The organism is Streptomyces composti, from assembly GCF_012034205.1.
Classification (GTDB): domain Bacteria; phylum Actinomycetota; class Actinomycetes; order Streptomycetales; family Streptomycetaceae; genus Streptomyces; species Streptomyces composti.
In genome coordinates this window covers 36,259-60,612 of sequence record NZ_JAATEM010000040.1, presented here as the reverse complement: position 1 = coordinate 60,612, position 24,354 = coordinate 36,259, and the positions used below count along the sequence as shown (strand labels likewise).

Annotated in this window: 28 protein-coding genes; 3 read left to right on the top strand and 25 right to left on the bottom strand. The window is 69.8% G+C overall.

Going from position 1 to position 24,354, the window contains the following annotated elements; genetic code table 11:
- The first annotated feature begins 443 nt into the window (after positions 1-443).
- Both HCJ93_RS26715 and HCJ93_RS26710 read left to right on the top strand, forming a co-directional pair.
- Positions 444-977 carry a hypothetical protein gene (locus tag HCJ93_RS26715; protein WP_240967894.1) on the top strand — a complete coding sequence of 178 codons (534 nt, stop codon included), beginning with the start codon at positions 444-446 and terminating at the stop codon, positions 975-977.
- A gap of 190 nt (positions 978-1,167) precedes the next feature.
- The gene (locus tag HCJ93_RS26710; RefSeq protein ID WP_167998383.1) at positions 1,168-3,843 is read left to right on the top strand and encodes a DEAD/DEAH box helicase; all 2,676 of its coding nucleotides are present in this window, start codon (positions 1,168-1,170) and stop codon (positions 3,841-3,843) included.
- 69 nt (positions 3,844-3,912) lie between these two features.
- On the opposite strand, the gene HCJ93_RS26705 is transcribed toward HCJ93_RS26710, so the two are convergent.
- From HCJ93_RS26705 to mobF, 5 genes are all read right to left on the bottom strand, one after another.
- The gene (locus HCJ93_RS26705; RefSeq protein ID WP_206317993.1) at positions 3,913-6,006 is read right to left on the bottom strand and encodes an ATP-binding protein; all 2,094 of its coding nucleotides are present in this window, start codon (positions 6,004-6,006) and stop codon (positions 3,913-3,915) included.
- A 209-nt stretch (positions 6,007-6,215) separates the two neighbouring features.
- On the bottom strand, positions 6,216-6,602 hold the full coding sequence (locus HCJ93_RS26700; protein ID WP_167998382.1) for a hypothetical protein: 387 nt from the start codon (positions 6,600-6,602) through the stop codon (positions 6,216-6,218).
- 140 nt (positions 6,603-6,742) lie between these two features.
- Complete coding sequence (locus HCJ93_RS26695) at positions 6,743-7,132, bottom strand: hypothetical protein (protein ID WP_167998381.1); 390 nt, start codon at positions 7,130-7,132, stop codon at positions 6,743-6,745.
- Between the two features lie 189 nt (positions 7,133-7,321).
- Positions 7,322-7,645 carry a hypothetical protein gene (locus tag HCJ93_RS26690; protein WP_167998380.1) on the bottom strand — a complete coding sequence of 108 codons (324 nt, stop codon included), beginning with the start codon at positions 7,643-7,645 and terminating at the stop codon, positions 7,322-7,324.
- The gene (gene mobF, locus HCJ93_RS26685; protein WP_240967892.1) at positions 7,642-9,447 is read right to left on the bottom strand and encodes a MobF family relaxase; all 1,806 of its coding nucleotides are present in this window, start codon (positions 9,445-9,447) and stop codon (positions 7,642-7,644) included. Before mobF ends, HCJ93_RS26690 begins: the two co-directional genes overlap by 4 nt.
- A 159-nt stretch (positions 9,448-9,606) precedes the next feature.
- Here mobF and HCJ93_RS26680 point away from each other — a divergent pair, with 159 nt between their 5' ends.
- Complete coding sequence (locus HCJ93_RS26680) at positions 9,607-9,801, top strand: hypothetical protein (RefSeq protein ID WP_167998379.1); 195 nt, start codon at positions 9,607-9,609, stop codon at positions 9,799-9,801.
- 46 nt (positions 9,802-9,847) lie between these two features.
- Here HCJ93_RS26680 and HCJ93_RS26675 read toward each other — a convergent pair whose 3' ends face one another.
- The 20 genes from HCJ93_RS26675 to HCJ93_RS26580 all read right to left on the bottom strand — a co-directional run bounded on the left by HCJ93_RS26675 (position 9,848) and on the right by HCJ93_RS26580 (position 24,184).
- A complete protein-coding gene (locus tag HCJ93_RS26675) occupies positions 9,848-12,670 on the bottom strand; it encodes a P-loop NTPase fold protein (RefSeq protein WP_167998378.1) in 2,823 nt (940 codons plus the stop codon).
- Positions 12,671-12,870: 200 nt separating this feature from the next.
- Positions 12,871-13,806: a ParB/RepB/Spo0J family partition protein gene (locus HCJ93_RS26670; RefSeq protein WP_167998377.1), complete on the bottom strand. Its 936-nt coding sequence runs from the start codon at positions 13,804-13,806 to the stop codon at positions 12,871-12,873.
- A complete protein-coding gene (locus HCJ93_RS26665; RefSeq protein ID WP_167998376.1) occupies positions 13,803-15,008 on the bottom strand; it encodes a ParA family protein in 1,206 nt (401 codons plus the stop codon). The genes HCJ93_RS26670 and HCJ93_RS26665 overlap by 4 nt, the downstream gene beginning before the upstream one ends.
- A 306-nt stretch (positions 15,009-15,314) precedes the next feature.
- A complete protein-coding gene (locus HCJ93_RS26660; RefSeq protein ID WP_167998375.1) occupies positions 15,315-16,028 on the bottom strand; it encodes a hypothetical protein in 714 nt (237 codons plus the stop codon).
- A 107-nt stretch (positions 16,029-16,135) separates the two neighbouring features.
- Positions 16,136-16,375: a hypothetical protein gene (locus HCJ93_RS26655; RefSeq protein ID WP_167998374.1), complete on the bottom strand. Its 240-nt coding sequence runs from the start codon at positions 16,373-16,375 to the stop codon at positions 16,136-16,138.
- Between the two features lie 74 nt (positions 16,376-16,449).
- On the bottom strand, positions 16,450-16,623 hold the full coding sequence (locus HCJ93_RS26650) for a DUF8839 family protein (RefSeq protein WP_167998373.1): 174 nt from the start codon (positions 16,621-16,623) through the stop codon (positions 16,450-16,452).
- A gap of 29 nt (positions 16,624-16,652) precedes the next feature.
- Positions 16,653-17,396, bottom strand: coding sequence for a hypothetical protein (locus HCJ93_RS26645; protein ID WP_206317992.1), 744 nt, complete (start codon positions 17,394-17,396; stop codon positions 16,653-16,655).
- Positions 17,396-18,292, bottom strand: a complete 897-nt coding sequence (locus HCJ93_RS26640) for an Lsr2 family DNA-binding protein (RefSeq protein WP_167998372.1) — start codon at positions 18,290-18,292, stop codon at positions 17,396-17,398. The genes HCJ93_RS26645 and HCJ93_RS26640 overlap by 1 nt, the downstream gene beginning before the upstream one ends.
- A 13-nt stretch (positions 18,293-18,305) precedes the next feature.
- Positions 18,306-18,479 carry a hypothetical protein gene (locus HCJ93_RS26635; protein WP_167998371.1) on the bottom strand — a complete coding sequence of 58 codons (174 nt, stop codon included), beginning with the start codon at positions 18,477-18,479 and terminating at the stop codon, positions 18,306-18,308.
- Between the two features lie 21 nt (positions 18,480-18,500).
- The gene (locus tag HCJ93_RS26630) at positions 18,501-18,779 is read right to left on the bottom strand and encodes a hypothetical protein (RefSeq protein ID WP_167998370.1); all 279 of its coding nucleotides are present in this window, start codon (positions 18,777-18,779) and stop codon (positions 18,501-18,503) included.
- Entirely contained in the window at positions 18,776-19,219 is a 444-nt protein-coding gene (locus HCJ93_RS26625) for an ASCH domain-containing protein (RefSeq protein WP_167998369.1), read from the bottom strand. Before HCJ93_RS26625 ends, HCJ93_RS26630 begins: the two co-directional genes overlap by 4 nt.
- A gap of 198 nt (positions 19,220-19,417) precedes the next feature.
- Positions 19,418-19,720, bottom strand: a complete 303-nt coding sequence (locus HCJ93_RS26620; RefSeq protein ID WP_167998368.1) for a hypothetical protein — start codon at positions 19,718-19,720, stop codon at positions 19,418-19,420.
- A gap of 96 nt (positions 19,721-19,816) precedes the next feature.
- Entirely contained in the window at positions 19,817-20,662 is an 846-nt protein-coding gene (locus HCJ93_RS26615) for a hypothetical protein (RefSeq protein WP_167998367.1), read from the bottom strand.
- Between the two features lie 91 nt (positions 20,663-20,753).
- The gene (locus tag HCJ93_RS26610) at positions 20,754-21,728 is read right to left on the bottom strand and encodes an ATP-binding protein (protein WP_167998366.1); all 975 of its coding nucleotides are present in this window, start codon (positions 21,726-21,728) and stop codon (positions 20,754-20,756) included.
- A 95-nt stretch (positions 21,729-21,823) separates the two neighbouring features.
- The gene (locus tag HCJ93_RS26605; protein ID WP_167998365.1) at positions 21,824-21,991 is read right to left on the bottom strand and encodes a pRL2-8; all 168 of its coding nucleotides are present in this window, start codon (positions 21,989-21,991) and stop codon (positions 21,824-21,826) included.
- A gap of 1 nt (position 21,992) precedes the next feature.
- On the bottom strand, positions 21,993-22,331 hold the full coding sequence (locus HCJ93_RS26600; protein WP_309141513.1) for a hypothetical protein: 339 nt from the start codon (positions 22,329-22,331) through the stop codon (positions 21,993-21,995).
- Between the two features lie 8 nt (positions 22,332-22,339).
- Positions 22,340-22,804, bottom strand: a complete 465-nt coding sequence (locus HCJ93_RS26595; RefSeq protein WP_167998364.1) for a Pycsar system effector family protein — start codon at positions 22,802-22,804, stop codon at positions 22,340-22,342.
- Between the two features lie 82 nt (positions 22,805-22,886).
- On the bottom strand, positions 22,887-23,174 hold the full coding sequence (locus HCJ93_RS26590) for a hypothetical protein (RefSeq protein ID WP_309141512.1): 288 nt from the start codon (positions 23,172-23,174) through the stop codon (positions 22,887-22,889).
- A gap of 1 nt (position 23,175) precedes the next feature.
- Positions 23,176-23,733, bottom strand: a complete 558-nt coding sequence (locus HCJ93_RS26585) for a hypothetical protein (RefSeq protein WP_167998363.1) — start codon at positions 23,731-23,733, stop codon at positions 23,176-23,178.
- Between the two features lie 31 nt (positions 23,734-23,764).
- Positions 23,765-24,184 (bottom strand): RRQRL motif-containing zinc-binding protein, encoded by a 420-nt coding sequence (locus HCJ93_RS26580; protein WP_309141511.1) that lies wholly within the window; start codon positions 24,182-24,184, stop codon positions 23,765-23,767.
- Positions 24,185-24,354: the final 170 nt, after the last annotated feature.

Sequence of the window (24,354 nt, the reverse complement as noted above, 5' to 3'; positions counted from 1 at the left end):
CTCCGGGCTGCGCCCGGAGCAAGCGGGGCGGTCGCTGCGCTCCCGCTGGCCCGCGCGATGCGCGGGCCCGTCCCTTCGCTGCGCTTCGGGACGGTGTGGGGCCGGCCGCTGCGCGCCCGGCGGGCCGCGCGATGCGCGGCCGGGCGGCTGGGGTCTGACGGTGCGGCTAGTGGGGGTTGGAGTGGAGGAGTTGGGGAGTGCTCCGCACTCCCGGGCGGGTCCGCTGCGCTCCCCCGCCTGACGGTCCTTCCGGCTGCGCCTCCAGAACCGTGGGGCCCGCTGACGCGGGCCGGGCTGGCTACGAGGGTGGGGGTCGCTCGTTCGCGTGGGTTCCAGTGTAGTGGCCGCATCAGGCTGATGCAGCATGTACCGTTGGCGGAAACACGGGACACCCCCCCAACCGCCCGGGAACCTCCCTGGAATTCCGAGAGGAACGACCGTAGATGACCGGTCATCACGAATCTACCGGACCCGATCCCGCACTGAGCAGCGATTCTGTGCGCCGGGTGATGCAGTACCAGACTGCGGGTGTGAACGCCCGGTTGAGGCTGTTCGCGCTCCTGGAGGCTCAGGGAGTGCCCGCGAGTGAGGCGGACGACCTGGTGGCCGCGCTGGAGGCTGGGGCGGTCGCCGGGGCGCAGTGCCAGGTGGTGGAGCTGGACGGCATCGCGCCGGCCTCTCGGGGCCCGCTGTTCGCGGACGGCTGGGATGACGGCGTGAGGGCCGTGAGCGAGGCTTTGGTGGGCATCGCGGACCGGGAGTGGTCCCGGCGCGGCGGCCGGTCGGCCCGGGCCGCTGATCTGGCCGTACACATCGCGGACGTGAGGCAGCGTGAGCGGGCCGACCTGATGCGCCTGGAGGCGTACGTCTGGAAGACCGTGCTGCCGCACCCACCCGTACACCACGGCGCGGCGGCGGGTGCTGGAAGCGCTGGGCGAAGCCGGCGGTCTGTGCACCGCGCGAACAGTGAACGGTGACGGGGACGTCATCGTCTGCACGCGCGATGCCGGGCACTACGACCCGGACGACAAACCGCCTTTCAAGGACGGGAAGCTGGGCGGCTGGCACAAGGCGGATGCGTCGATCTGGAAAGACTAGGGCACGACCTGCATTCCGCACGCGGCCATCTGAAACCACGGAAAAGTCAGGCATAGGGGAGGCAAGGAAATGTCAGAGATTCCGCTCAAGGAACACCAGGTAGACCAGCGCGCCGCGTTTCGCAGGTGGGTGGGATTCCCTGCAAGGTCATCTGTGCCCCCGCAGGGTGCCCGTGCCACGATCGTGTCAGCGACCGGCTCGGGCAAGACGATCATGGCCGCCGCGTGCGCGCTGGAGTCGTTCGCGGACGGCCGGATCCTCGTGACCGTGCCGACCCTGGACCTGCTCGTGCAGACCGCCCAGGCGTGGCGCGCGGTGGGCCACCGGGCCCCGATGGTCGCGGTGTGCTCGCTGGAGAACGACCCGGTCCTCAACGAGCTGGGCGTGCGGACCACCACCAACGCGATCCAGCTCGCCCTGTGGGCCGGGCACGGCCCCGTGGTCGTGTTCGCCACCTACGCCTCTCTCGTGGACCGCGAGGACCCGGAGGACCCAACGGGTCAGCGGAAGGTTCGCGGGCCGCTGGAGGCCGCTCTGGCGGGCGGGGAGCGGCTCTACGGCCAGCGCATGGACGGCTTCGACCTCGCGATCGTGGATGAGGCCCACGGAACCGCCGGTGATCTTGGTCGCCCGTGGGCGGCGATCCACGACAACCAGCGGATCCCGGCGGACTTCCGGCTCTACCTGACCGCGACCCCGCGCATCCTCGCCGCTCCCCGCCCACAGAAGGGCACCGGCGGCCAGGAGGCGGAGATCGCGACCATGGCCGACGACCCGAACGGGACCTACGGCGCGTGGATCGCCGAGCTGGGCCTGTCGGAGGCGATCGAGCGGGAGATCCTTGCCGGATTCGAGATCGACGTGCTGGAGATCCGCGACCCCTCCCCCGTTCTCGGGGAGTCGGAGGAGGCGCGGCGCGGCCGGCGTCTGGCGCTGCTGCAGACCGCGCTCCTGGAGCACGCCGCCGCGTACAACCTGCGTACGGTCATGACGTTCCACCAGAAGGTGGAGGAGGCCGCGGCGTTCGCGGAGAAGCTGCCGGAGACGGCGGCCGCGCTGTACGTCAATGACGCGACCGACGAGGACCTGGCCGCCGCCGACAAGCTGCCGAAGTCCTCGATCGACGCGGAGTTCTACGAGCTGGAGGCCGGCCGCCACGTCCCGCCGGACCGCGTCTGGTCGGCGTGGCTGTGCGGCGACCACCTCGTGTCCGAGCGGCGCGAGGTGCTGCGCCAGTTCGCCAACGGCATCGACGCGGCCGGGCGGCGGGTGCACCGTGCGTTCCTCGCCAGCGTTCGCGTGCTCGGGGAGGGCGTGGACATCACCGGCGAGCGGGGCGTGGAGGCCATCTGCTTCGCCGACACCCGCGGCTCCCAGGTCGAGATCGTGCAGAACATCGGCCGCGCGCTCCGGCCCAACCGCGACGGCACCACCAAGGTCGCCCGCATCATCGTGCCCGTCTTCCTCCAGCCCGGCGAAGACCCGCAGGACATGGTGGCCTCCGCCTCCTACCGCCCCCTCGTAGCCGTGCTCCAGGGCCTGCGCTCACACGATGAACGCCTGGTCGAGCAGCTCGCCTCCCGCGCCCTCACCAGCGGCAAGCGCAAGGTCCACGTCCGGCGCGACGAGGACGGACGGATCGTCGGGGCCGGGGGCCGGGGTGACAGTGAGGAGCAGGAGCAGGACGGCGCCGATGCCGCTGCCGAGTCCGCGCTGCTGCACTTCTCCAGCCCGCGCGACGCCGCCACGATCGCCGCGTTCCTGCGTACGCGGGTGTACCGACCGGAGTCCCTGGCCTGGCTGGAAGGCTACGAGGCCCTCCTGCGCTGGCGCAGGGAGAACGACATCACCGGCCTATACGCCGTTCCGTACGACACCGAGGTCGAGGTCGGAGTCACCAAAGCTTTCCCGCTGGGGCGGTGGGTGCACCAGCAGCGCAAGACGCTGCGCGCCGGCGAACTCGATCCGCACCGCAAGGAGCTGCTGGACGCGCCCGAGGCCGGGATGGTGTGGGAGCCCGGCGAGGAAGCCTGGGAGGCCAAGCTCGCCGCGCTCCGGTCGTACCGGCGGGCCACCGGGCACCTCGCGCCCCGGCAGGACGCCGTGTGGGGTGAGGGTGAGGCGATGGTGCCGGTCGGGCAGCACATGGCCAACCTGCGGCGGAAGGGCGCGAAGAACGGCCTGGGCAAGGATCCGAAGCGGGCGGAGCAGCGTGCGGCGCAGCTGGCCGCGATCGACCCGGACTGGGACTGCCCGTGGCCGCTGGACTGGCAGCGGCACTACCGCGTCCTCGCGGACCTGGTCGAAGCCGACGGCAGCCTGCCCGACATCGCACCCGGCGTGCTGATGGACGGCGACGACATCGGCAAGTGGCTCCAGCAGCAGAAGCAGCCGGCCGTCTGGGCGCGGCTCCTGCCCGAGCAGCAGGAGCGGCTGTCCCAGCTGGGCATCAAGCCCGCTGAGGCGCCGTCTCCGGCCCCGGCCGCCAAGGGCGCGGCGAAGGGCCTGAGCAAAGCGCAGCAGGCGTTCCAGCGGGGTCTGACGGCCCTCGCGCAGTGGGTTGAACGGGAAGGCGCCCACCGGCCTGTACCGCGGGGCCACAGCGAAGAGATCGTGGTCGACGGCGAGACGGAGCCTGTGCTCGTCAAACTAGGTGTGTGGGTATCGAACACCAAATCGAGGCGCGACAAGCTCGCCCAGGAGCAGCTGGAGGCGCTGCGGGAGCTGGGCGTGGAGTGGGCATGACGCCGATATCGTCTGGCCGTTGAGTCGGACCGCGCGAGGCCCCGGGACATGAGCTCGGGGCCTCGCTTTTCACTGTTCCTGTTCCGGGGTGGCCGTCGGCTCAGTCTCTTCGGACCCGTCTTGCGGTTGTGCCAAGGCGTCGGGAATGAAGTGTGAGTAGCTCTCGCGTAGGTGCCGGGTTACGCGGTCGTCGGTCGCCTCGTAGTTCAGCTGCTCCTGGAAGAACCGCAGCTTTCTCTCCCCGGCGTCGAGGATCTCGCCCCAGCTCTTGACCCAGACTTCGTAGTCGTCCTGTACGTCGGCGAGGCCGGCGGGCCGGTCCTTCTGCCGGATGTCGCGGAGGATCTTGTCCGAGTATTCGTAGGTGACGAGGTAGAAGCGCCACTTGCAGCCCACCCCGCTGTACTGGGGGTCGTCGATGATGGCTCGGGCGTAGTTCTTGATCTGGGTGAGTTCCTTCGGGCCGACCTTCACGGTCGGTCGCTTGAGCTCGATGACGAGGCGCTCGGTGGAGTGGTCGTCCCGGCGGCTGCGGAACATCAGGATGTCGACCCGGCCGCTGCGCCCGTCCGGTTGGGTTACGGCTTCGAGTTCGTGCTCCAGGACGACGTCTTCACCGAGGTGGTCTTCCAGGTGGGCCTGGAGGACGTTGGTGAGTCCCAGCTCGCTCCTGGTCATGTGCCAGTCCTCGCCGAACAGCCACAGGTTCTTGTTGACCATGGGATGGAGCTGGTCGACCTCGCGCAGGTTCTTGCGGAGGTGTTCGTCGGCAAGGATCTTGCGCAGGGCCTGGATGAAGTTCAGGCGGTTGGTGACCGTGGTGGCCGCGCCGATGACGTGAGTCAGGTCGGTGCTGTCCAGGAGGTTCTTCAGGTGCCGGCGGTCGTCGTCGCTGAGCGCCAGGACCTTCTCGAGGATGGCGTGGAGGTCGCCGGGGCTGCTCTCCAGCGCGGTGCGGATGAGGTTGACGGAGAGGCTGCGGGCCGCCCCTTTGGCGGGAAGTGCGTGGCGGGCAGCGGTGACGACGACGTCGAAGGTCTGGCGCTCTATGGCGAGCGCGCCGGTCACCGGCTGGTCGTCGTAGGGGTAGATGCCTTCGGTCTTCAGCTGTCGCACGACCTCTGCTGAAATCTGGGCTCCGCGGACGGCCAGGTGCTGCTGAACGGCCTTGACGGCCGCGTCCAGGAGCCCGGAGTGGGACATGGTCAGCCCGTGGAGGTCGTCGACGGACAGGCCGTTGAACAGGTTGGCACGCAGGTAGGGGGTGAAGCTGATGATGCCGTCGGACCAGTCGCTGCCGTACTCGCCCAGGGCGATGCCGTCGGCGTTGCAGAGGAGCATCTTGCGGTCGCCCATCCGCTTGTTCCACTCGACAAAGGTGACGACTGGGGGCGGGTCCTCGCCGGCGTACTCCTCCGGGAGATCCAGTTCCAGGTCGATGGGTTCGCCGACGATGATGTCGCTGGGGTCGAGCTGTTTGCCGTCGAACGTGACGCGCACGTGCGGGTAGGCACGGAGGTAGAACGCCAGCTTGGCGGTGAGGTTCGCGGCGGCGTCGTCGCGCTCGAGGCGGCTCAGGGGCTTGCCCTGGGGAACAGAAATGCGGACCGTCGTGCCGGGCTTGTCCCGGGTCGGCTCTGTTTCCTCAACCTGCCAGATGGTGGCGTGGTCGGCGTTGCCGCGGATCTGGACCCCGACCAGGGCGTCGTCGACCACGGCCGTCGACTCCCAAGTAAGCCGGTCGCCCAGGGCGAAGGCGTAGAGGCGGCCTTCGCCGTTGCGGCCGTGCAGGATGCGTTCACCACCCTCTGTGTGCGTCCTGCTGGTCTTCCAGGTGGTGCCGTATGCCTGGAAGGCGTTGCGTGCTCGTTCTGGCGTCATGCCGTGACCGTTGTCGGTCACGACGACGTCGGTGATCGCCTTCATGCTGGAGCGGCGCAGTTCGACGTCGACCTCGGTGGCGTTAGCGTCCAGAGCGTTCCACACCAGTTCGGCGACGGCCGTGATCTGAGGCTTCCTCTTGAACTGGAGGATCTTGCGCTCGCCGACCGAGAGCTCGAACTCCGTCAGCGGCGGTCCGCTCTGCGCCGGCAGTTCGGCGCTGACCACGCCCGCGCCAACTCCCCTGCGTGCAGCGCCCTGTGTGTTGTGCTCCCCAGACATGCGGTGACCGTACCGGTTTCGCACAGTGCGGTACACATCGCCTTGCGTGACGCGTGCCGATTGGCCCGCTGCGGCAGCCCCTCAGTACCGGCCGGACACTCGGAAGCAGAGAGACTCCGGAGAACAGTCCTCCGGAGTCTTTTGCTGTCGGCGGGCGAGCAGGTCAGCTGGGATGTCCCGTCAGCTGTGTCACTCGGCTGGCAAGGCCCTCATCCCCAGGACATGGGCCGAACGGTCAGCCACCGCTTGACCACTACCGCCGGGGGTGCGACCGGCTCGTACGGCGCGATGGCCGCGGCGATGGCATCCGCCAGCTCATCGACGTTCTGCACCACGTGCCGGGGCGGAGTGATCCAGATACGCGGCTCGGCGTCCGGGCCGTCCTGATTGGGAATCAACTGCGCGTACAGGTGGGTCTGCCCGCTCGGTTCGCTCTCGTAGCCCCAGGTGCTGTGCTTCTCCCAGCCGGGCGCCCAGAACGGATGCGGCCCGCCCCGGGTCAGATCGGGCTCCGCCGGCCGTGGCTGCGGCGCGCGGGTGTACGACGGCCCGTACACGATTTCCCAGACGCTATCGGTGTGTTCCAGCACGTCCATGCGCACGTGCTGTTCGGAAGCTAGATGATCAATTCCAGGGGATGCCTGCGGATGGTGTGGGATGGGCGGTGGCCGAAGCCACCGCGAAACGGTCGGTGCGGCGGGCTGCTGGCCCTCGTTGTCGAGGTGGCAACGGGCGGTCAGGCGTCAGGGGCGACTTCGGGGTGCGTGAACCGCACGGGCTTGCCCAGCGACCGGGCGTAGGCGATTTCGGCTCGGGTGCTGTCTCCGATGTAGTCGCCGACTACGAGCACCTCATCAGCGAGCCGGATCTTCGCCCGGTGCAGACCGGCGAGTCGAACCTTTAGCGCCTCGGCCTCGACAGGACCGGACCAAAGTTCGTGCGGCGACTTCATGTCAATGCCCGGTTTGACGACAATCTTTCCGGCTTTGGTCTCCCGCAGATCGGCCTCGTTCATCTCGGTCATGAAGCGGGTGGAGCCGCAGATCACGACGATATGCGGGAGGCTCAACAGCTTCTTCGCGTCGGCGAGCTTCTCCTCGGGGGTGAGCAGTTGCGGGTATGACACTGGTTCCTCCTGGTGGTGCGGTCCAAGGGGTGCTTGCGGAGACGAGAACGAGAGTGCCCAAGATCGGTCCTCGAAGGCGCGGGGGCTAGTCGGTGTGGAGTCCATCGGGTGGACTCCACACCGATGTCGTGCACCGCCACTGAGTGCAGGACGTCTGGGGTTCCACTCGGTGGACGATGCACAGCACCGTCACCACAGCCAGGCGGTGGAGTGCCGCAACCGGGATAGCGCGCGGGCGTCGCGGCGCGCGGCCGCGTTGCCGATCCGGCCTTGCCGGGCGCGGGGCCGGCGGGACTGCCCGGCGGCGAGGCGGCGGCGTCCGGCGTCCTGGAGGCGCCGCCGTTGCTTGCGCAGCTCCCGCTTTTTCTCCGCCTTCGACTTCGGTTTCCGGGGCCGCTTCCAGATCGGCTCCCACGCCGGGGGCCCATCGAGGACGGCGGCCATCTTCTGAGAGGCTGCGCGGGCGCGAGCGAGGGCGTCCTCGAGGCTGGGCTGTTCTTCCGGGGTACTCACCCGACTCCTCCTGTGGTCCGGCCCGGTGCGTGCTGAGTGCCGGGCTGCTGAGTGTGCGACGGTGCCGCCGTCGGGGCGGGCTGCGGTCGGGGGCCGTGGGTGACGGCGCGCTCCCGCATACCGTCCTGGAGCTTGGCGACGGCGGCCTCGAGCGTCCGGCGGGTCTGCTCCATCGTGGCGATGTCGGTCTTCTGCTCCGGGACGTGGCCGGCCTTCCGGTCCGGGCGGACCAGCCGCGGGCGGGACTTCGGGGCGGCGGGCACGGCGACGGTGTGCGGCCGGGCCCGGGAGCCCAGGCGGTCCGCGCGGCGTACCGCTTGGACCCGGGCGGTCAGCGCGCCGGCGGCGAGGCGGGCCCGCTCGTACGGGGGCGCGGACCGGTTGCGGGTCAGTGGACGCAGCACGGCCTGGTCCTCGGTGTCGTACGGGTACAGGGCGCGCAGGTCGGCGGTCATCATCCGCCGGCTCGCCGGGCGGGTGTAGTCGTCGACGACCGTCTGCACGATCTGTTCGTCCAGGCCCGGCTGGTGGGGTCGGCCGCGCAGGACGTAGGAGAGGTGGCGGCGGGCTTCGGCGAGCAGGTGGTGGCGCTTGAAGGCGCCGCGCATCACGTACACCACGGCGACGACGTCGACGGCGGCCAGCGCGATGTCGACCACCGGCCGCACCCGCGCCCACACCGCCGCGGCCGCCGCCCGCGCCCGCTCCGCCAGCCGGTCGACGGTGTCGGCGCCGTAGGCCCGGATCGCTGAGGCCCGCCATCGCTTGCGCAGCTCGGTCAGCGACAGCAGCTCCGTGCGCTTGGGCGGGCGCGTCTGGTCGGCGGCCTGGCAGGCCAGCGCGTAGGAGGCCTGCTCCCCCGGCGGGTGCCCCTGCCGTTCCTCGTACTTGGCGGTGAGGACGGGCAGCGCATCCTCGATCTGCTGGCGGCGGGTCGACTGCCAGCCGATGAGCCGCTGGTCGATGCCCGCGATCTCCATGACTGGCCGACGGCCGGGCGTCACCACACGGGGCTCCCACGCCCACCCGAGCCGCGCGGACACCTCCTCCATGAAGTACAGGAGGTAGAGGGTGTCGGCCGCGACGATGTGGGTCATCAGCGAGTCCGCCGACAGGTTCCCCCACTTCCCGTCGTGCGGCCGCCGAGCGCGGATCGACACGACTGCGTGCGCGTGGAGCAGCGGCCTCGATTCCGTGGCCCTGGACTCGTAGTGCCGGAAGACCGCGACGATCAGCCCATCCTTGACCCGGGCCCGCTGCTTGCCGCCGGCCTTCCAGCGGATCTCCGCGACCGACTCCTCCAGCCACGCCAGGGTCTTGTCGCGGGCGATGTCGTCGCACAGCTCCAGCACCAGGCGGTGCCGGTCGTCCATCAGGGCCCACGCGAGGTGGGCCGTCGGCGGGGGCCGGAACGTCAGGTCGAAGGCGAGCCAGGGGGTGCGCTCCTTGGCCTTGTCGGTCTTCGGTGAGCGGTTGTGCTCGATGGGCCTGCCGAGCACGGTCGCCCGCCGGGCCTGCTCCGGGCTCTTGCCCTGCGCCAGGAGCTTGCGCTCGATCCGGTCGGCGTCCGGGTGCCGGCCCTCCCCCAGGAGGAGTTCGGCCTGCCGCTCGGTCACCACGTCCCCAGCCGTCAGGCCGAGCGCGGCCAGGCCCCGGCCCTTCCACACGCCGGGCGGGACACCGGCTTCGTCCTGGGCGGCGCGCAGCGGCGTGCCCGCAGGGCGGTGGCCGTCGCCGACCATCACGCCACGGAAGAGGTAGCGCCACCCGTTCCCCGGGCGAACTGGCGACATGCTGATCATCGGCCCATGGAACCCCGGCCCTGACCTGCGTAAAAGCGTGATCCGGGGTGCTTCCCGCCGGGCGGGAGGCCATCACCAAGTCTTTACCGGAGCGCCCGCCAGGCGGTCCGTCTGCTCAGCCCGAGACGGTAAGCCGCCGGTGTGTGCACTCTCCCGCCCATGACTATCACCAGGTACGGAGAGCCCTGTCCCCTCTGCCGCACGCCGCTACTCCTGGACGTGCTCCAGGTGCGCTCCGCGCAGTCCGACTTCCCCACCGCCGAGCGCGTCACCGGGCACCGATGCCCCAGCTGCCAGACGACGCGGCCCGAGCAGTGGACGGAGGCGATGCGGAGCCTCTACGGCGACGCGTGACGGTGCCGTGCGAATACTGCGCGCGCAGCGTCGAACGTATCCGAGCTCATTCGATGACCGGGCGTCTGTGGCGGGGGCAATCCACGGCTTGTGGCGGAACGCGACCGCCGGGGGTCGGTCCGAGGGGCAACGACCATGCCTTGCGGACGGTGTCGATCAGAGGTCGGGCGCTGTAGGGCGATATGCCGAGTTCCTGACGTGCGTCGGCCAGTCGTTCAGGGTCGCCGTCCGGGCCCTGCTCAGCCGCCAGTTGTGTGCGGCGCTCAAGTCCTTCGGTGCTGAAGATGTCGAGCAGGGTGAGCGAGAAGTAGGCGTACGTGGAGGCCTCATCGATGAGCTGGCGTGCCTCACTGCTGAGGTCCGGATCGGCTGGCACATGCGGTGGGTCGCCGGCGTCCACGGGGCGTGATCGGGGGCCTTCGCTGTAGAAGGCGAACTGCTCGAGAGTCTGCAGCATGTCGGCTTCTACGCACGGGCAGGGGTCGCGCAGATAGCCGCAGAGGGTGCGGAAGGAAGCGAGGACGCTGCTGGTGTCGTGGGTCCACTGCTGTTTACTCAGCAGGGTCCTGAAGCCAGCGAACGTTTCGGCGAGTTCTTCCAGGATGAGGTGGCGGGAGATGTGAGTGAGCTCGTACGACTGCGTCTTGTCCTGTATCTCGCGGAGCTGCAGCCCGTAGCGGAGCAGGTCGCGCAGGACGCCGCCCGACAGGGCGTGGGCGAGCATGACGTGCGGGCCTTTCAGCCTTTGGGAGCGCTTGGCGAGGATGGCGCGTGATTCTTTGAGGGTGCTGGGCTGAACGTGGATGACGTCGTCCAGGGAGCTGTCGGTGACGTCTCGGTGTGGCAGGCCCCGGCGGACAAAGGCGGCCCCTACGTCTTCGGCCACCGAGATCAGGTAGTGGACCAAGGGAACTCCGAGGATCGCCTTTATCTCTCGGAGGAACGCCAGGGCTTCGGTATCCGCACCAAGGCGGTCCACTTCGTCGATGGCGATCAAGACGGTCTTTCCGTCTCCGACTTTCTCAGCGGCGATGTACTTGAGCAGTTCGCGGAACTCTTCCACCAGTTCCGGGTAGTTCGGGGGGACTGTGGAGACGGACGTGGTGTGGTTGGTGCCCAGGCTCAGGATCTGGGCAGCGCCGCCGGTGGTCAGGCCGTGGGTGGCCTGCTGGATCGTCTGGAGGCGGTAGAGGTGGGTGCGGCACCGGGTGACCAGTTCGGGTTCTTCCGGCTGCGGGTGCCAGTCTCCTGCCTTCGACACCAGAACTCCGGCGATGATGCCTGCGAGCCGCAGCGGGTTCTCGGGGTCCGCCAGAAGGGTGTGCGTCTGCGGGTTGTCGATGAGATATAGCAGCAGGTACGTCCCTGCAGCGGCGGCCAAGGGGCGGAAGATTTTCTCCAGGGAGACGTGCCACCTCCCGAGGGGGAACTCGACACCGGAATCGCGAGCCAGGCGCAAGAGCCACCACACGGCCATCAGCGCCCCGGTGTAGGCGACGGTCTGGTACAGGGCCTCGGGCTGGGTGCGGTGGAGGTGCAGGGCCTGCTGGCGGATCTGTTCGTCCAGGAGCACTGTGGCGGCGGATGCCCAGGCTAGGAGCAGCCCGATGCGCCTGATGCCACGCATCCACAGCCGTCCCAGCATGCGCGGCAGCCAGGCAGCGTGCCGCGCCTGCCACCAGGCGATCCCGCCGAAGGTGATGGTTACGCTCGCGACGACTGCGTGGCCCTGCCAGATCGCGATTACGTCGTCGCGGATCGCATCGGTGTGCGTGCGCACGAAGTCGGAGACGGACGTGGCGTACTGCTCATACAGGGAGCGCACCGAGGCAGACAGGCCCAGCACCAGCAGGGCGGCGGCGGGCACCGCGAAGGAACTCCACCGTCCCAGCCGCTTGGCCTGGAACCTCACACGCCGCAACAGCTTGCGCACGGGTGACAACTGCGCGAACTCGGGCGGGTCATACCCCTGGTCGCGCATGTACTTCTCGCACAGCTGCACGGACAGCGACAGCAGGAAGTCGTGCGGGGTATAGGTGGCCGGCGCCTGGACGATCACACCGAAGCCGGCCTTCTTGACGCACTGCTCCAGCAGCGTCGTCTTACCCGCACCCCGCGGACCGCAGACCGCGATGGTGCCGTCCTCGAGATGCGTGAGTTTGCGCTCCAGTTGCCGCCGGGCCCCGTTCTCAACGACGTAGCCCGGTGCTCGGGGCGCGCGCAGGCCCCACTCGTAGTCATCCGGGATGAAGAGGGAGTCGGGGTCGTCACCCAGCAGGTGGCGGACCAGATCGGCAACCACCGGGCCGGTGCCTCGTTCCTGCAGGTCTTCACCCCAGCGGGCGGCGCACACCCCTACCTCGAAGCGCTGTACCAGCCAGGCGACGCCCAGCGCGGCAGCGACCAGGCACTGTCTGAGGTTGAACCACGCCGTCGAGCCGCGCCAGAACAGCGTGAACATCACGGCTGCAGCTGCCAGAACCGCTATGAGCAGAGCGAACGGTCCGCCGAAGATCAGCACTGCCAGGGCCCCGAGCACGATCAGGGAACAGACCACCCGCCAGTTCCACTGCGTCTCGCGCGCTGCCCTCTCGTGCTCGTCCTGGATTTCATCCAGTTTCTCGACCGCTTCGTCAAAGGGGAGAGACGGGCAGCGGATGGTGGCGTAGCGGTGGTAGGTGACCGTCCTCATCCGCTCCAGAACAGCGTCCCGGGTCACACCTTCCCGTTTGTCGAGAAGCCGCGCCGTCTCGGGATCGTCAAGCGCGGCCAGCACGCACCGGTGGTAGATGCCGTCCTTGTCACTCCCGCTCAGGAAGTCGAGCGCCCTCGCCCCCCATAACTCCACCCAGGCCTGTAGCCGCAGCATCCGCCCACCCTTCCCCCGAGTGCAGAACCTGCGGATGCTAACCCCGAGGCCAGCACGGCGGAGAGCGTTCTCCCGAAGGTGGCGCAGTTTGTGCGTACTGAGCGAAGGGGGGGTGCTTACGACGTAAGCACCCCCCTTCGGTTCTGGGTGTCGGGCCGCCGGCCCATCGCGGGTGCTTACGGCGTAAGCACCCGCGAGGATCACCCCTTGAGCAGCTCGATCAGTTTCTCCACCTGCTGCGGCGTCAGGCGGCTGCGGAGATCTTGCGCCAGGGCCTGCAGTTCGCTGTCTGAATCGACCGTGGCTTGTGCGGGCTGCTCCTTTGCCGTTTCAGCGGTCTGCCGAGCTGGGCCGTTTGTGCGGGGCGGCGGGGGGAGCTCGGTCTTCTTCGTCCGCTCCCGCTTCTTGGCAGCGCGCTGGTTCATCGCCTCTTCGGCGGCGCTGTGCTGCTGCTGTTCAGGCAGTTGTCCGACTGTGCGGGCAACATCCAGGGGAATCGTCTTCTCGGAGACGGCCTGCTTGAGCTCGGGGGTCAGGTTGAGAAGGGCAAGTCTCTGGGTGACCCATCCGCTGGACTTGCCGAGCGATCGGGCGACCGCCCGCTGAGAGCCGTGCACTTCGACCAGGCGCTGCAAGGCTCGTGCTTCGTCGAGGGGCTCGAGGTCCTCGTGTTGGACGGCCGCGGTGAGCGCGGTCTCCAGAAGGGTGTCGGCGTCTCCGGCGAGGGAGTCGTCGATGTGGACTGGGACGTCATCAAGGCCTGCGAGCTTGGCGCCGGCGAGGCGACGGTTGCCGTCGACTACGACGTAGTGCGCCGTCGTGAGGTCGGAGGCGTGCTCGGGATGGGCTGCAAGGAAGGCGTCCCGGGTGACGACGGTGAGGGGCTGGATGATGCCTTTGCCTGTGAGGCTGTCCGCCATTTCCTCTATGGCTGCGAGGGTGGCCCGCGGGTTGTACGGGTTGGGGGCCAGCTGGTCGACGGGAACACGCGGGGTTTCGTTGTGGGCTGCGGTAGGGCCTGCAGGCGGCGCCGGGGCTTGGCCAGCGAAGGCGGCGAAGCTGGCGGCGCGGCTGCTCATGGGCTGGGCTACGGCGTCGAAGGTGGCAGATCCGCCGAGAGCGTCGGCTTTGCTCATGTCAGTCTCCGGGCGATCTCGCGCATGTGGTGGGCCTGGTCGGAGTCGGGGGCGTAGGCGAGCAGTGCTCTCTGGAGCCGCACGGCTTCGCGTTGTTCCTTCAGGTCGCCGATGACTGCGAGGACAGGGGGTGTGCCGAGGCTCTTCCACTTGTCCAGGGAGGAGGTAGCGATGAAGCCGCGGCGCGAGTCGTACTTGTTGACCACGAGACCGAGCTGATCGACCTCGATGTCGTAATCGCCGGTGAGGGATACGACTTGGCTGATGAGCATGCCGTAGGCCTGGGCGGAGGTGTCCTCGGCTTCGACAGGGATGACCAGACCGGAGGAGCCGGGCTTTTCACCGTCGCGGCGTCGGCCGTAGTAGATGGCGGCGTCCATGGCCAGTCCGAGGCTGGGCGGCGAGTCGATGACGATGGCGTCGAAGTGCTCTTCCAGTGGTGCCAAAGCCCGTTCGAGCGCTGCATGCCGGGGGCCGCGGAACATGGTGAGGCCGGAGTCGAGCAGGAAGGCGTCGAATGCTGCGGGCAGGATGCGCAGCCGGTCGCCGAAACGTGCTTCGTCTATGACGACGGTGAGGTCGATCAGAGGCGTACGTGCCTGTTCCCTGTTGAGCATGTGGGTGATGAGGCTTTCCGCACCGGCGGGAATGGCCTTGAGACCCAGTTGATGGGAGAGGTGCCCTTGGGGGTCGTAGTCGACCATGAGGACGCGAAGTCCGAGCCGTGCGGCGGCTTGGGCGAGCTCAGCGGCATCGTTCGTCTTGCCCGGCAGCGCGTGGGGGTCTTCCGCGAGCGCCTGGGCGAGGCCGGCGGCGACGGCGGTCTTCCCGACCCCGCCTTTCTGGTTGCAGACGATGATGCGCCGCGTCGGCGCGGTCTCGTCGTCTGCAGGGTTCTGCTCAAGCCATAGAGCAACGGCTTGGGCGAGGCCTTGGATGTAGGAGACGCCGCGGGTGACGCAGTCCCCCTTGAAGGCGTCGTAGAGGCCTTCTGGTAGCCAGGTTCCGAACGACTCGGCTCCTGACGTGTCGACTGCGGGGAGCGGCTCCTGATGGGCGCGCCATGCCTGGATGCCGTCGGTGACGGCGTCCTGGAGGTCGGTACTGAGCTGCGCTGCCCGGACTTTGAGGGCTTGTCGGAGGGAGGCGGGCAGCTTTGATACGAGCTTCTCCCGCTCACCTCCTGATGTTGGAGATGCCATGCGCGGCAGCATACTGCCGCCGGTGATTGAAATATGTCAGGCAGATCACGTCTTTCACTCGTCTTGACGTTAGTTCCTGCATGTTGGGGTGCTTACGGCGTAAGCACCCCAACATGCAGGGGCGACTCGGAGTCACCGCCGAAGACCCCTAAAAACCACAAAAGGCCCGTACCCTTGCGCGTTCCGCGGGAGGTACGGGCCTTCGTCGTGCTCAGTCGTATGCGTCAGGGTGCCCTGTTGGCGGGTTCAACGGAGGGTTGGGGCGCCGGGGCGGCCGGACCGGGGAGTCGACGCCCGCCCCGGGCGTCATGCGGTGGCGGGGATGCTGGTGTCGGCGGCTGCCGTCTGGGCTGCGCTGGCTTCGCGTTCGGCGTGGCGCTGCTGGAGTTGGTCGATGGCGGTGTGGTCGGTCAGGGCCGTGGTGATCAGGTCGCGCTGGTACTCCATGCCAGCGAGGACACCTGCGTGGTAGCGGCACTGGTCCTGGGCCTCGAGGCAGGCCGGGCAGTCTTCCCAAGACACGTCGTACGGCGCGGTCTCCGGCCCCGGCCGCTCCGGGTCCGGCCGGCGGCCGACGGGAGAGTCGGGGCTGGGGGTGAACAGGTCCTCCTGCCAAGTGGGCGGCAGTTCACGCAGGTAGCCGGCCAAGGCGGCCGCGATCGGCTTGTAGTGCTCGAACAGCGACGCCCAGATCCTGCGTGCCTCAGTGTCCGGGTCGAACCGCGGGGGCAGCTCATGGGCCTCACGGGCGTAGGCGCGTGCCTTCTCGCGGCGCTCTTCCCAGTGGCTGGTGTCGATGCCGGCCTCCACGGCCGCGCCCAGGATCTGGGTGTCGTGGAGGAACTCCGGCGCTAACAGCGACGCGGCGAGGGTTTCGGCTGCGGCGGGGTCGCGGCGGGCGAGCGCGCCCACCGCCTGGTCGGTGAGGAAAGCCCAGCGGCGAGCCCAGAAGTCCGCGTTGCTGTACGCGGTGGCGAGCATCCGGGTGCGCAGGCGGGTGAGGTGAGTGGTGCCGGTCATGAAGAGGGGTGCTCCTTTGTGCGGTTGGTGTCGGCGGGGCGGCCGGAGTCGGTGTCGACGGCCGCCCCGCAGGCATGAGGGGCGTCCCGGCCGGGCCGGGCACGGGGTCAGCGCGTGGCGAGGGCGGCGCGGTGCTCCTGGCGGTGCTCGGTGGCCGCGGGCTCGGCGAGCTGCTTGACGTGGTGGGGCGTGCCGACGTCGCCGTGCTCGGAGCAGACGACGGCGTACGCGGTGCGGCCGGTGCAGCCGGAGGCGGGGTCGCGCGGCTTGCCCGAGGGCTTCACCTTGTGGTCGCAGGTGGTGTTGTCGGCGTGCCGGGGTTCCACGTGGATGGTGATGCTGGCCATGGCTCTCCTGTGGGGACGCAGGGAGCGCCGTGCCCTGCTGGTGGGGCGGGGCACGGCGCTCGGGGTTGAGGTGGTTAGGGGGCGTCGGTGACCACGAGGAACTGGTCCGTTGCCAGGTCCATCACGACCTGGGCGTCCGTGCCCTGGGCGCGCTGGGCGGCGGCGTATTCTTCCGCCGGCCAGGAGCCGCGGGGGCCTCCGGCGGGGAACCGCTCGAGGACGGTGCGCTGGGGCTTGGTGGGCTTCAAGGTCGCTTCCCTTCGGATGTGGCTGGCGGTCACGGGTCGGTGTCCTCGGGCGCGGGGACATCGCCGAACATGTCGTCCATCGCGCGGGTGACGGCGGGCCGGTGCTCGGGCCGGGTCGCGTTGAGGACCGCGTTGGTGAGGCCGATCAGGTCGATGTCCTCGAACAGCTCGGTCAGGTCCGCGATGGTCTCCGGGTCCAGGACGACGCCGTCGGGGCGTTCGCTGTCCAGGTAGCAGCTCATGGCGTCGATGTAGTCGGCGAGCCGGTGGGCTATGTCCGGGGTGATGTCGAAGCTGTGGCAGTGCTCCAGGCCCGAACCGAGGGCCTCGGTCGGGCTGATGTGGATGCGGATGCTCTGCCCGGGGCCGGGGGCGGCCTGTCCGAAGCCGGTGAGGGCTTCGGCGAGAGCCGCGATGGCACTGTTGCGGTCCGCGTCTGTTGCGGTCGCGGTGTCTGCGTCATCCCCATCCGCGTCCAGCAGCGGCGCTTCCCAGAGCACTTCAAGGCTTTCGGCGTGCAGCCGGATGACCCCGTCGGCGGTGTCCGGGAGCGTGAGGTGGCCGATGACGCGTAGCAGGTCGCCGGGCTGCCGCTCGGTGAGCATGGCGTGTGCGATTTCCGGCTCCATGGTGGTGCAGGGAATGACCGCTTCTTCCATCAGGTGGTCGGTACCGGCGGAGCAGTTCAGCCGCCAGGAGACGGTGCCTTCACGGTCGCCGGGTTCGGGTTCGGCGGCCAGGTAGCCGTCCAGCGCGAGCGGTATGGCGTCCATCAGCTCGCCTCCGCCAGAGCGTTGGTGCGGTGGGCGGCGTCGTAGGCGTCCAGGACGGCCTTGGCCGGGTTGCCCTTGTCAGCGACCTGGTAGCCGTTGGCGCGCGCCCACGTGCGGATCGCGGCCAGCTCCTCCTTGCTGCGCTTGCCGGTCTGGCCCGCTGGGGCCGGGGCGGGAGCCAGGGGCGTGACGTCCTGGGCGGCCGTAGCGGGACGGCCGCCGGCCTTCACCGCACGCAGCTGCGCCTGCGCGGCCTCGAGTTCGGCCTTGGCCTTCGCGACGCGCTGCTCTGCCTCCCGCTGGGCGGCGTCGGTGGCGCGGCGCTCGGTCAGCTCGGTGAGATCACTGCGAACGCGGGCGGCCCGGTTGCGGATGCTGGCGGCGGGATGGCTCTCCGCCCACGCGAGCAGGGCCTCGATCCCGTCGGCGTCCATCGTGCTGTCGGGCGCCGCGGCGGCCGTCTCCGGGGTGCCGGTGTTGTCCTCCGTGTCCGCGTCGGTGGCGGGCAGTCCGGCGTTCTGGGCGGCTTCGGCGATTTTGGCGTGCTGGAGGGCGTCGGCGAGTTCGTCCTCCGACAGACCGAGCGTGCTGCGAACATGTTCGGGGCTGTCGCCGTTGTTCAGCATGGAGACGGCGGTGGCGGTGAAGGCGTTGACGGTTTCGGCGGGCATCGTCTCTCCGGTCGTCGGGGTGTCGGGGGTGGTGAAGTGGGGGAGCAGAGTGACGAGGTCGTCCTCGTTGCAGGGCAGACCGAGCGCGCCCAGCAGGTCGGCGAGGTCGTCCTTGTCGCGGGCGTGGTGGGCGACCACCAGGGCCGCGGCAGCGTTCTGGGCGCTGTCCAGTGCGGTGAGTTCGAGGTCCTCGGCTGCGAGGGCCTCTTTCATGTCGGTGAACATGACCGGCGCCCTCCTACGCGGCCCTGGTGCGGGGCTTGCGCTGCGCGATGTCCAGCAGCTCGCGGTTGCGCTTCTGCTGGGCGGGCGTGAGCGGCCGGGCCTTCGCGCCGTGGCGGTGCCACAGCGGATGAGCGGGCGGCTCGGGGTAGGCGAGGGCGTGGTCGACGTCGCGATTGGTGCTGCTCAAGGGGGCCTCCAGGTGGAGGGGTCAGGCGTGGTCGTCGTCGCGCCGGCGTTTGGACTGGACGTCGGAGGCGAACCTGCCGAGGCGGGCCTCAACGGGGTTCGCGGCGATCCAGTCCTCAGCGCACGCCTTGTGCACGGGCTCCCCGTAGTGGGAGCGCATGGGCGTGGGCTTGTCGCACAGCACGCAGGGGCGGTCCTGCCAGCGGTCGAAGTGCTGACTGTCGCGCCATTCGAGGAGAGCGCCGGGAGTCGGGACCAGGCCCGGCTCGAACAGGGGCCGCTTGCCTCGCGGGCGGGTCACGGCCGGAAGTCGGGCAGCTGCTGGAACACCTGCGTCAGCAGGTCCGGCTTCGGCTTCCAGGCCGGAAGCGCGCCCGTGGCGGGCACGGGCAGGGCGAGCTCCTGGACGTCGGCGAGGACCAGGTGGTGCGCGCCGCGCTCCGCCCAGGGGCTGGTGCACTTCTCGGGGCCCTGGTCCAGGTGACAGCCGGTGAGGCGGGCGACGCCGATGACCGCACCGAGGTGCAGTTCGCGGCCGCGGATCGCGGTGGCGACCAGCGGGTCGCGCAGCACGGCGGGCTCCGGCTTCTTCTTTCCGGCGTGGATGAGGACGCAGCCTTGCCACGGCCAGTGCACGGGCCTGTTCTCCGGGTTCTTCCCGGCGAGGATGCAGGTCGCCCAGGGCTGGCGGATCGTGATGCCGCGGATCCAGTCGCCTTCGGGCAGGGTGGCCAGGCTCATGCGGCTCGCCCCCACACCGCCGTGCCCGGGCGGCCAGCCCGCCAGCCGTTGGTCAAAAGGAGGGTGCGCTGGCCGATCCGGCCCTGAACGCGTAGGACGAAGTCCATACTGAGGATCTCCCTCTCGTCTTGTGCGGGATGGGATGGGCCCGGGACGGACGGTTGGTTTGGACGCCTTGTCGTCCGTCCCGGGGCGTAGCTACAGCGCGAAGTCGCTGCGGCTGGTCCAGCTGACGGGGTTGTGCCAGAGGCCGGCCTTCGCGGCGGGCCACTCCATCTGCCAGCCGGGCCGAAGCCCGCGCGCCGTCCAGCTGTCCGGCTGCCTGCTGGGGATCTCGAGTCCGGCCCTGTGCGCGGCGAGGGCGGCGTCGTACACCTCATGCGCGCGGCGCAGGGCCGCGGCCGGCGAGTCGGCGACGCCGGTGAAGACGTGCACGCCGTGCCGGTCCGGGTCGGTGCTGTCGTGTATGGGGACGTCGACCTCGTACATCCGCAGGCGCATGACGTCCAGCTCCTCTCGTCTACTCGGTGGTGAGGGACCACCGCGACCGCCCCGGCCTCCGTCGAACAGGGAGACCGGGGCGGCACGGAGCGTCCGTCAGGCGCGGTAGACGGGCGGGCGGACTCCGGCACGGAGCTCGCGGATGATCGAGCAGGGGCCCTTGGTGGCGCAGTACGCGTCGTCGGTTTCCGGAAGGGCGTTGCCCGTGGTGCCCCACATTTCGCGGGCGACCGCGTTCACGACGCGCAGCATCTCGCCGTTGTTGGGGCGGCAGGCGCTGTTGGTGTCGCCGACGCCGTGCCGGTGGGCGCTGATGATGTGCTGGCGGGCCTGGCGGGCGGCCCAGCGGCGGCTGTCGGGGCCGGTGTTCTCGTGGACGTGCCCGCAGTCGTGGAACGTGTCCATGTGGCAGCCGGTGCAGTGGTAGGTGACCAGCTGCTCCGACTTGCCGCCGGGACTCCACGTGCCTTCGAACTCGAAGACGATGACCTCAGCGCCCGGGATCTCGGTGTGCGCGAAGGCGGTGACCAGGCCGACGCCGTCCGCGATCGCGCCGCGCTGTGCCTGGTTCCAGAAGACGCGGGGGATGAAGTCGTCCCAGCCCTTGCCGTGGGGCCACTGGGCGTACAGGACGCCCTGCGAGGCGTCGAAGGTCGCCTTGCCGTCGACGTTCTCGCGCTTGTACTGCTCGATCTGCTCGATCGATCCAAAGTACGTCGCGCTGAACTCCTCGGACTCCAGGAAGATCAGCCCGTACCCCTCGGGGCGGGTGTTGTGGCCGTTGTCCCGCAGCATCTCGACCATGTCCTCGTAGCCGGGGTTTCCGGGGGCGATGGTGCCGACGAGGGGCAGCCGGTAGTAGTCGCAGCTCGTGACGTGGGCCGGGTTGGTCTCGCTGACGTTGTGCGGGGCGCCGTACGTGTTCGTGATCGTGATGCTCATGCGTGGGTGTCCTTCCCGGGTAACTGCGGGCGCCCGGTGCGGCCGGGTCGCGGCGGGTTCTGGTTGTTCGGCGAAGCGTCGGCGGCACGACTCACGCGCGGACCGCGTCCGCGTACTGCGCTTGAAGGTCCGCGCGGCCCTCGGGGTCGTCGTCCTGGTCGTCGGCCTCCTGGTCGACGTCGTCGGGGCCGCCGTGGACGGTGCAGACGATGTCCTCGCTGTCGTCCAGGTCGCCGTTCAGCGCCCGGTACAGGCCGGTGACGCTGTCGGCGGGCGCCCAGGCGTAGCCGGTGCACTCGTCGTCGTACGGGCACGGCACCATGACGTCGAACCCGATGTCGCCCTCGCCGTCGACGTCTGTGCGCAGGGCGAGCGTGAGGTACTGCTGACCGAGGCGGATCTCCGCAACGCGGTCGCCGCCGGCGACGTTCGAGCCGGGCTTCCACTGCCACAACGGCAGGATCTCCGGGCCGAAGGTGCGGCGTACGAGCAGCAGATCACCGAGGCCGTCACTGTCGTCCAGCCCGAGGTCGGCTTGCCGGGTCCCGCTCAGGCGCTCCAGGTACGGCAGCAGCCGGTAGAGGCTGTCGGAGAAGACGACCTCGAGGAAGCCCTCAGCCTTGAGGGTCCGGTGCGAGTTGACCATGTCCTTGCGCTGCTGGATGACCGTGTCCTCCGGCACCGCACGGTTGGCCGGCCGCGAGCCCTGCCGCTCCACGCACGTCGTGCCGGGCGTGGCGACCATGACCGCGATGGGGAGCATGTTGTGCCGCTTGGCGGTGGCGACCAGCGGCTCCCTGGCTTCCCTGGTGACGTTGGTTGCGTCGACGACCGTGAACAGGCGCCTGCGCATCCGGGCCTCCATGAGCAGGTGCAGGGCGGCGACCGCGTCTCCGGTCGCGTCCTGGTCGCCCGCGTCGTCACTGACCACCTCACGCAGCGCGTCCAGGGACAGGACCTGAGAGGCGGGCCAGGTGCTCGCGAGTGTGGACTTCCCGGCGCCGGCGGGGCCGATGAGGACCACCAGGCTGTGCTCGGGCATCTGCGGGTAGATCAGCGCGGTCATGTGGATTCTCCTTGCGGTTTGAGGGGCGCGGGCAGCCCAGATGAGGGCTGCCCGGCGTTGTCGGTGAGCAGGTCGGCGGCTTCGCTCAGCGGGCGTCAGCGGACGATCATGTGATCGGGGTGGCCGTTGACCATGTGGTCCACGCACTGCGGGCAGTCCTCACGCGGACCGAGCCCGGCGTGCGCCTCACGGCTGGCGTACGCGTGGTACCAGCACTGCTTGCACTGCCCCCGGGGCGGGTTCATTGCCTTCGTGCTCGCCATCTCAGGTGTCTCCTTGTGGGTGGAGGGCTCGGGCAGCCCAGATGAGGCGTTGCCCGGCGTTGTCGGTGATCAGGTCGGCGGCTTCGTGCAGGGGGCAGGAAGCGTCACCGTCGCGGTCGGGCTCGATCTGCTCGGCTCGCTTCGCGGCGGTGGTGACCAGCTGCGCCAGGGCCGGGATGAAGCCGCCGGGCGGGTCGGTGTCCTCGATGAGCTCGCGCAGGATCGCGGCAAGTTCCGCCTGGTCGACGTCGTCGGCGCTGAGGTCGTCCTCGATCTGCTGGAGAGCCAGTGAGGCGATGCCGACCGAGGCGCGGACGCGCTCCAGGCGCGTGCGGGTCACGGCCGCCGTCACAGCGCGAGTCCGGCGGCGGCCAGCGCGAGCAGGACCAGGGCGGCGAGCGACAGGTCGACCGCGCGCCGCAGGTGGGTGAACTTCCGTACGGCGAGGGTGGATAGGACCCGGATGCGGGCGGCTCGGGTGTCGCCGTCCATGCAGCCGCGGATCTCGTCTTCGTCCAGGCGTGCCCAGTACGGGAAGGACGCCTTGTCGTCGCCGCGCAGTCGGGGCCTCACGACCAGAAGCAGCAGCACGGCGGCCGCGCCCAGGGCGAGGACGGCGAGGGCGCCGAAGACCTTCGTCGCGGTCGGCAGGTTCTTGTCGGCGACGGACGCGAGGCCAGCGAGCACAGCGCCGTTGAAGGCAAGCAGTAAGGAGGACTTGCTGTCCGTGCGTCCGATCTCGTTGACGACGGATGAGCAGGCGCTGTCCAGGTTCTTGTCGACGGTAGAGGCGGGGACCGTGACGGTCGTCATGAGCGGGGTTCTCCTTGCTGAACATGAAGGGGCGGCCCGCGCGATGTGTGGGCCGCCCGGGGTGACTTCGGTGCATCGGAGATCAGAAAGGCGGTTCGTCCGGCCAGCGGTCACGGACGGGCAGGAGTCGGAGGGTCCGCACGGGGCGGTCCCAGCACCAGCACATCTCGCCGCCCGGGCAGGGGCCCTCGGACCACCAGCCGCCCTCTCCCTTGCAGTCCGGGCAGCCCGGACGGGGCTTGGGGGAGAGCCGGATGGCGTGCCGGGATGCGGTCAGCTCCCAGGCGCCGGCCTTGAGTGCGACGGCGACCGCCGTGACCGTGAGCGGTACGGCGGCCGCGAGCAGCAGGGCGGTTCGGGCGCGCACCACGTCACTTCCGGGGCGGGTGCGGCTGGACCAGGAACTCGGTCCCGGTGCCGCTTGAGTTGGGCTGGGACGTGAGGAAGTGCGGCTCGCTCTGGGTGAGCTGGACCATCGTCTGCTTGATGAAGTCGTCGTCGCGCTGGAGGTCGACGCGGTCCGCGTGGAAGTCGGTGAGGTGGACGTAGTGGCGGCTGGTGGTGCGGTGCGGGCGCAGGCTCCACAGCCGGGAGCGCACCATCTGAGCGGCCTCGGTGTCGTCGGGTGCGGCCGGGACGCCGCAGTTCATCGCACGGCAGCTGGCCGCATGAGCGTTGGCGAGGTCGGCGGCGGCCTTCTCCGTCAGCCGCGACAGCCGGTCGCTGCTGGCGGCGCGGTAGGTGCAGCCGAGGCAGGCAGTGGCGAAGTACGCACTGTGGCGGTCGTTGTCGGCGGTGTAGACGAGGACGACTGCGCCTTCGGCCGGGCCGACGATGTTGCGGTAGCGCTGGACGACGATCGTGCCCGGCGGCGTCCAGGTCGCCGGGTCCTGTACGGCGGGGCGGCGGGTGAACAGACTCAGTGCCATGAGGTGGCTTCTCCTTCGGGAGGGTCGTTGATCAGGCGGCCAGCCGGTGGCCGGCCGGGGCCGGGGAGGCCATGTAGGTGTCGGGGCTGGGCTCATAGCCCTTGTGGCACGGGTCGCAGCAGCCCTGGGTGCGCAGCGGGAGGCAGAAGTAGTACCGGCGCTTGCACCGGGGACAGGTGGACCTCGCCGCCATCGCCCGGTCCAGCGCCCATTCCTGCGCGAGCGTCGGTGTCCGCTTCGGCCGGGCCAGTTCCACGCTGTAGAGCCAGGCCCGGGTGGGATGGATGCACGCCTGGTCGGGCCGGTAGGCGCACGCCTTGCAGCGCAGCACCGCCACCGGCCCGTGCCCGCCGGGGCTGAGGTTCAGCGCCCGTAACTGCCTGCGCGTGACCAGGCCCTCGGGAACGGCGCTGCGGTCGTACTCCGGCAAGGTCGCGGTGCTGCGCGGCACCCGCTTCACCTCGCGGCGGCGCCTCTTCCGGGGGCGGGGCATCACCTGCTCCAGGCGCCGGGCAGCTGCTGGGGGCGGTGCGGGTAGCGGGGGCCGGGTCGCTGCGGGCGGGGCCGGCCGATCCGGCGGCGCGGGCGGGGGATGAGCACGAGCGGTTCCTCCAGATGTCG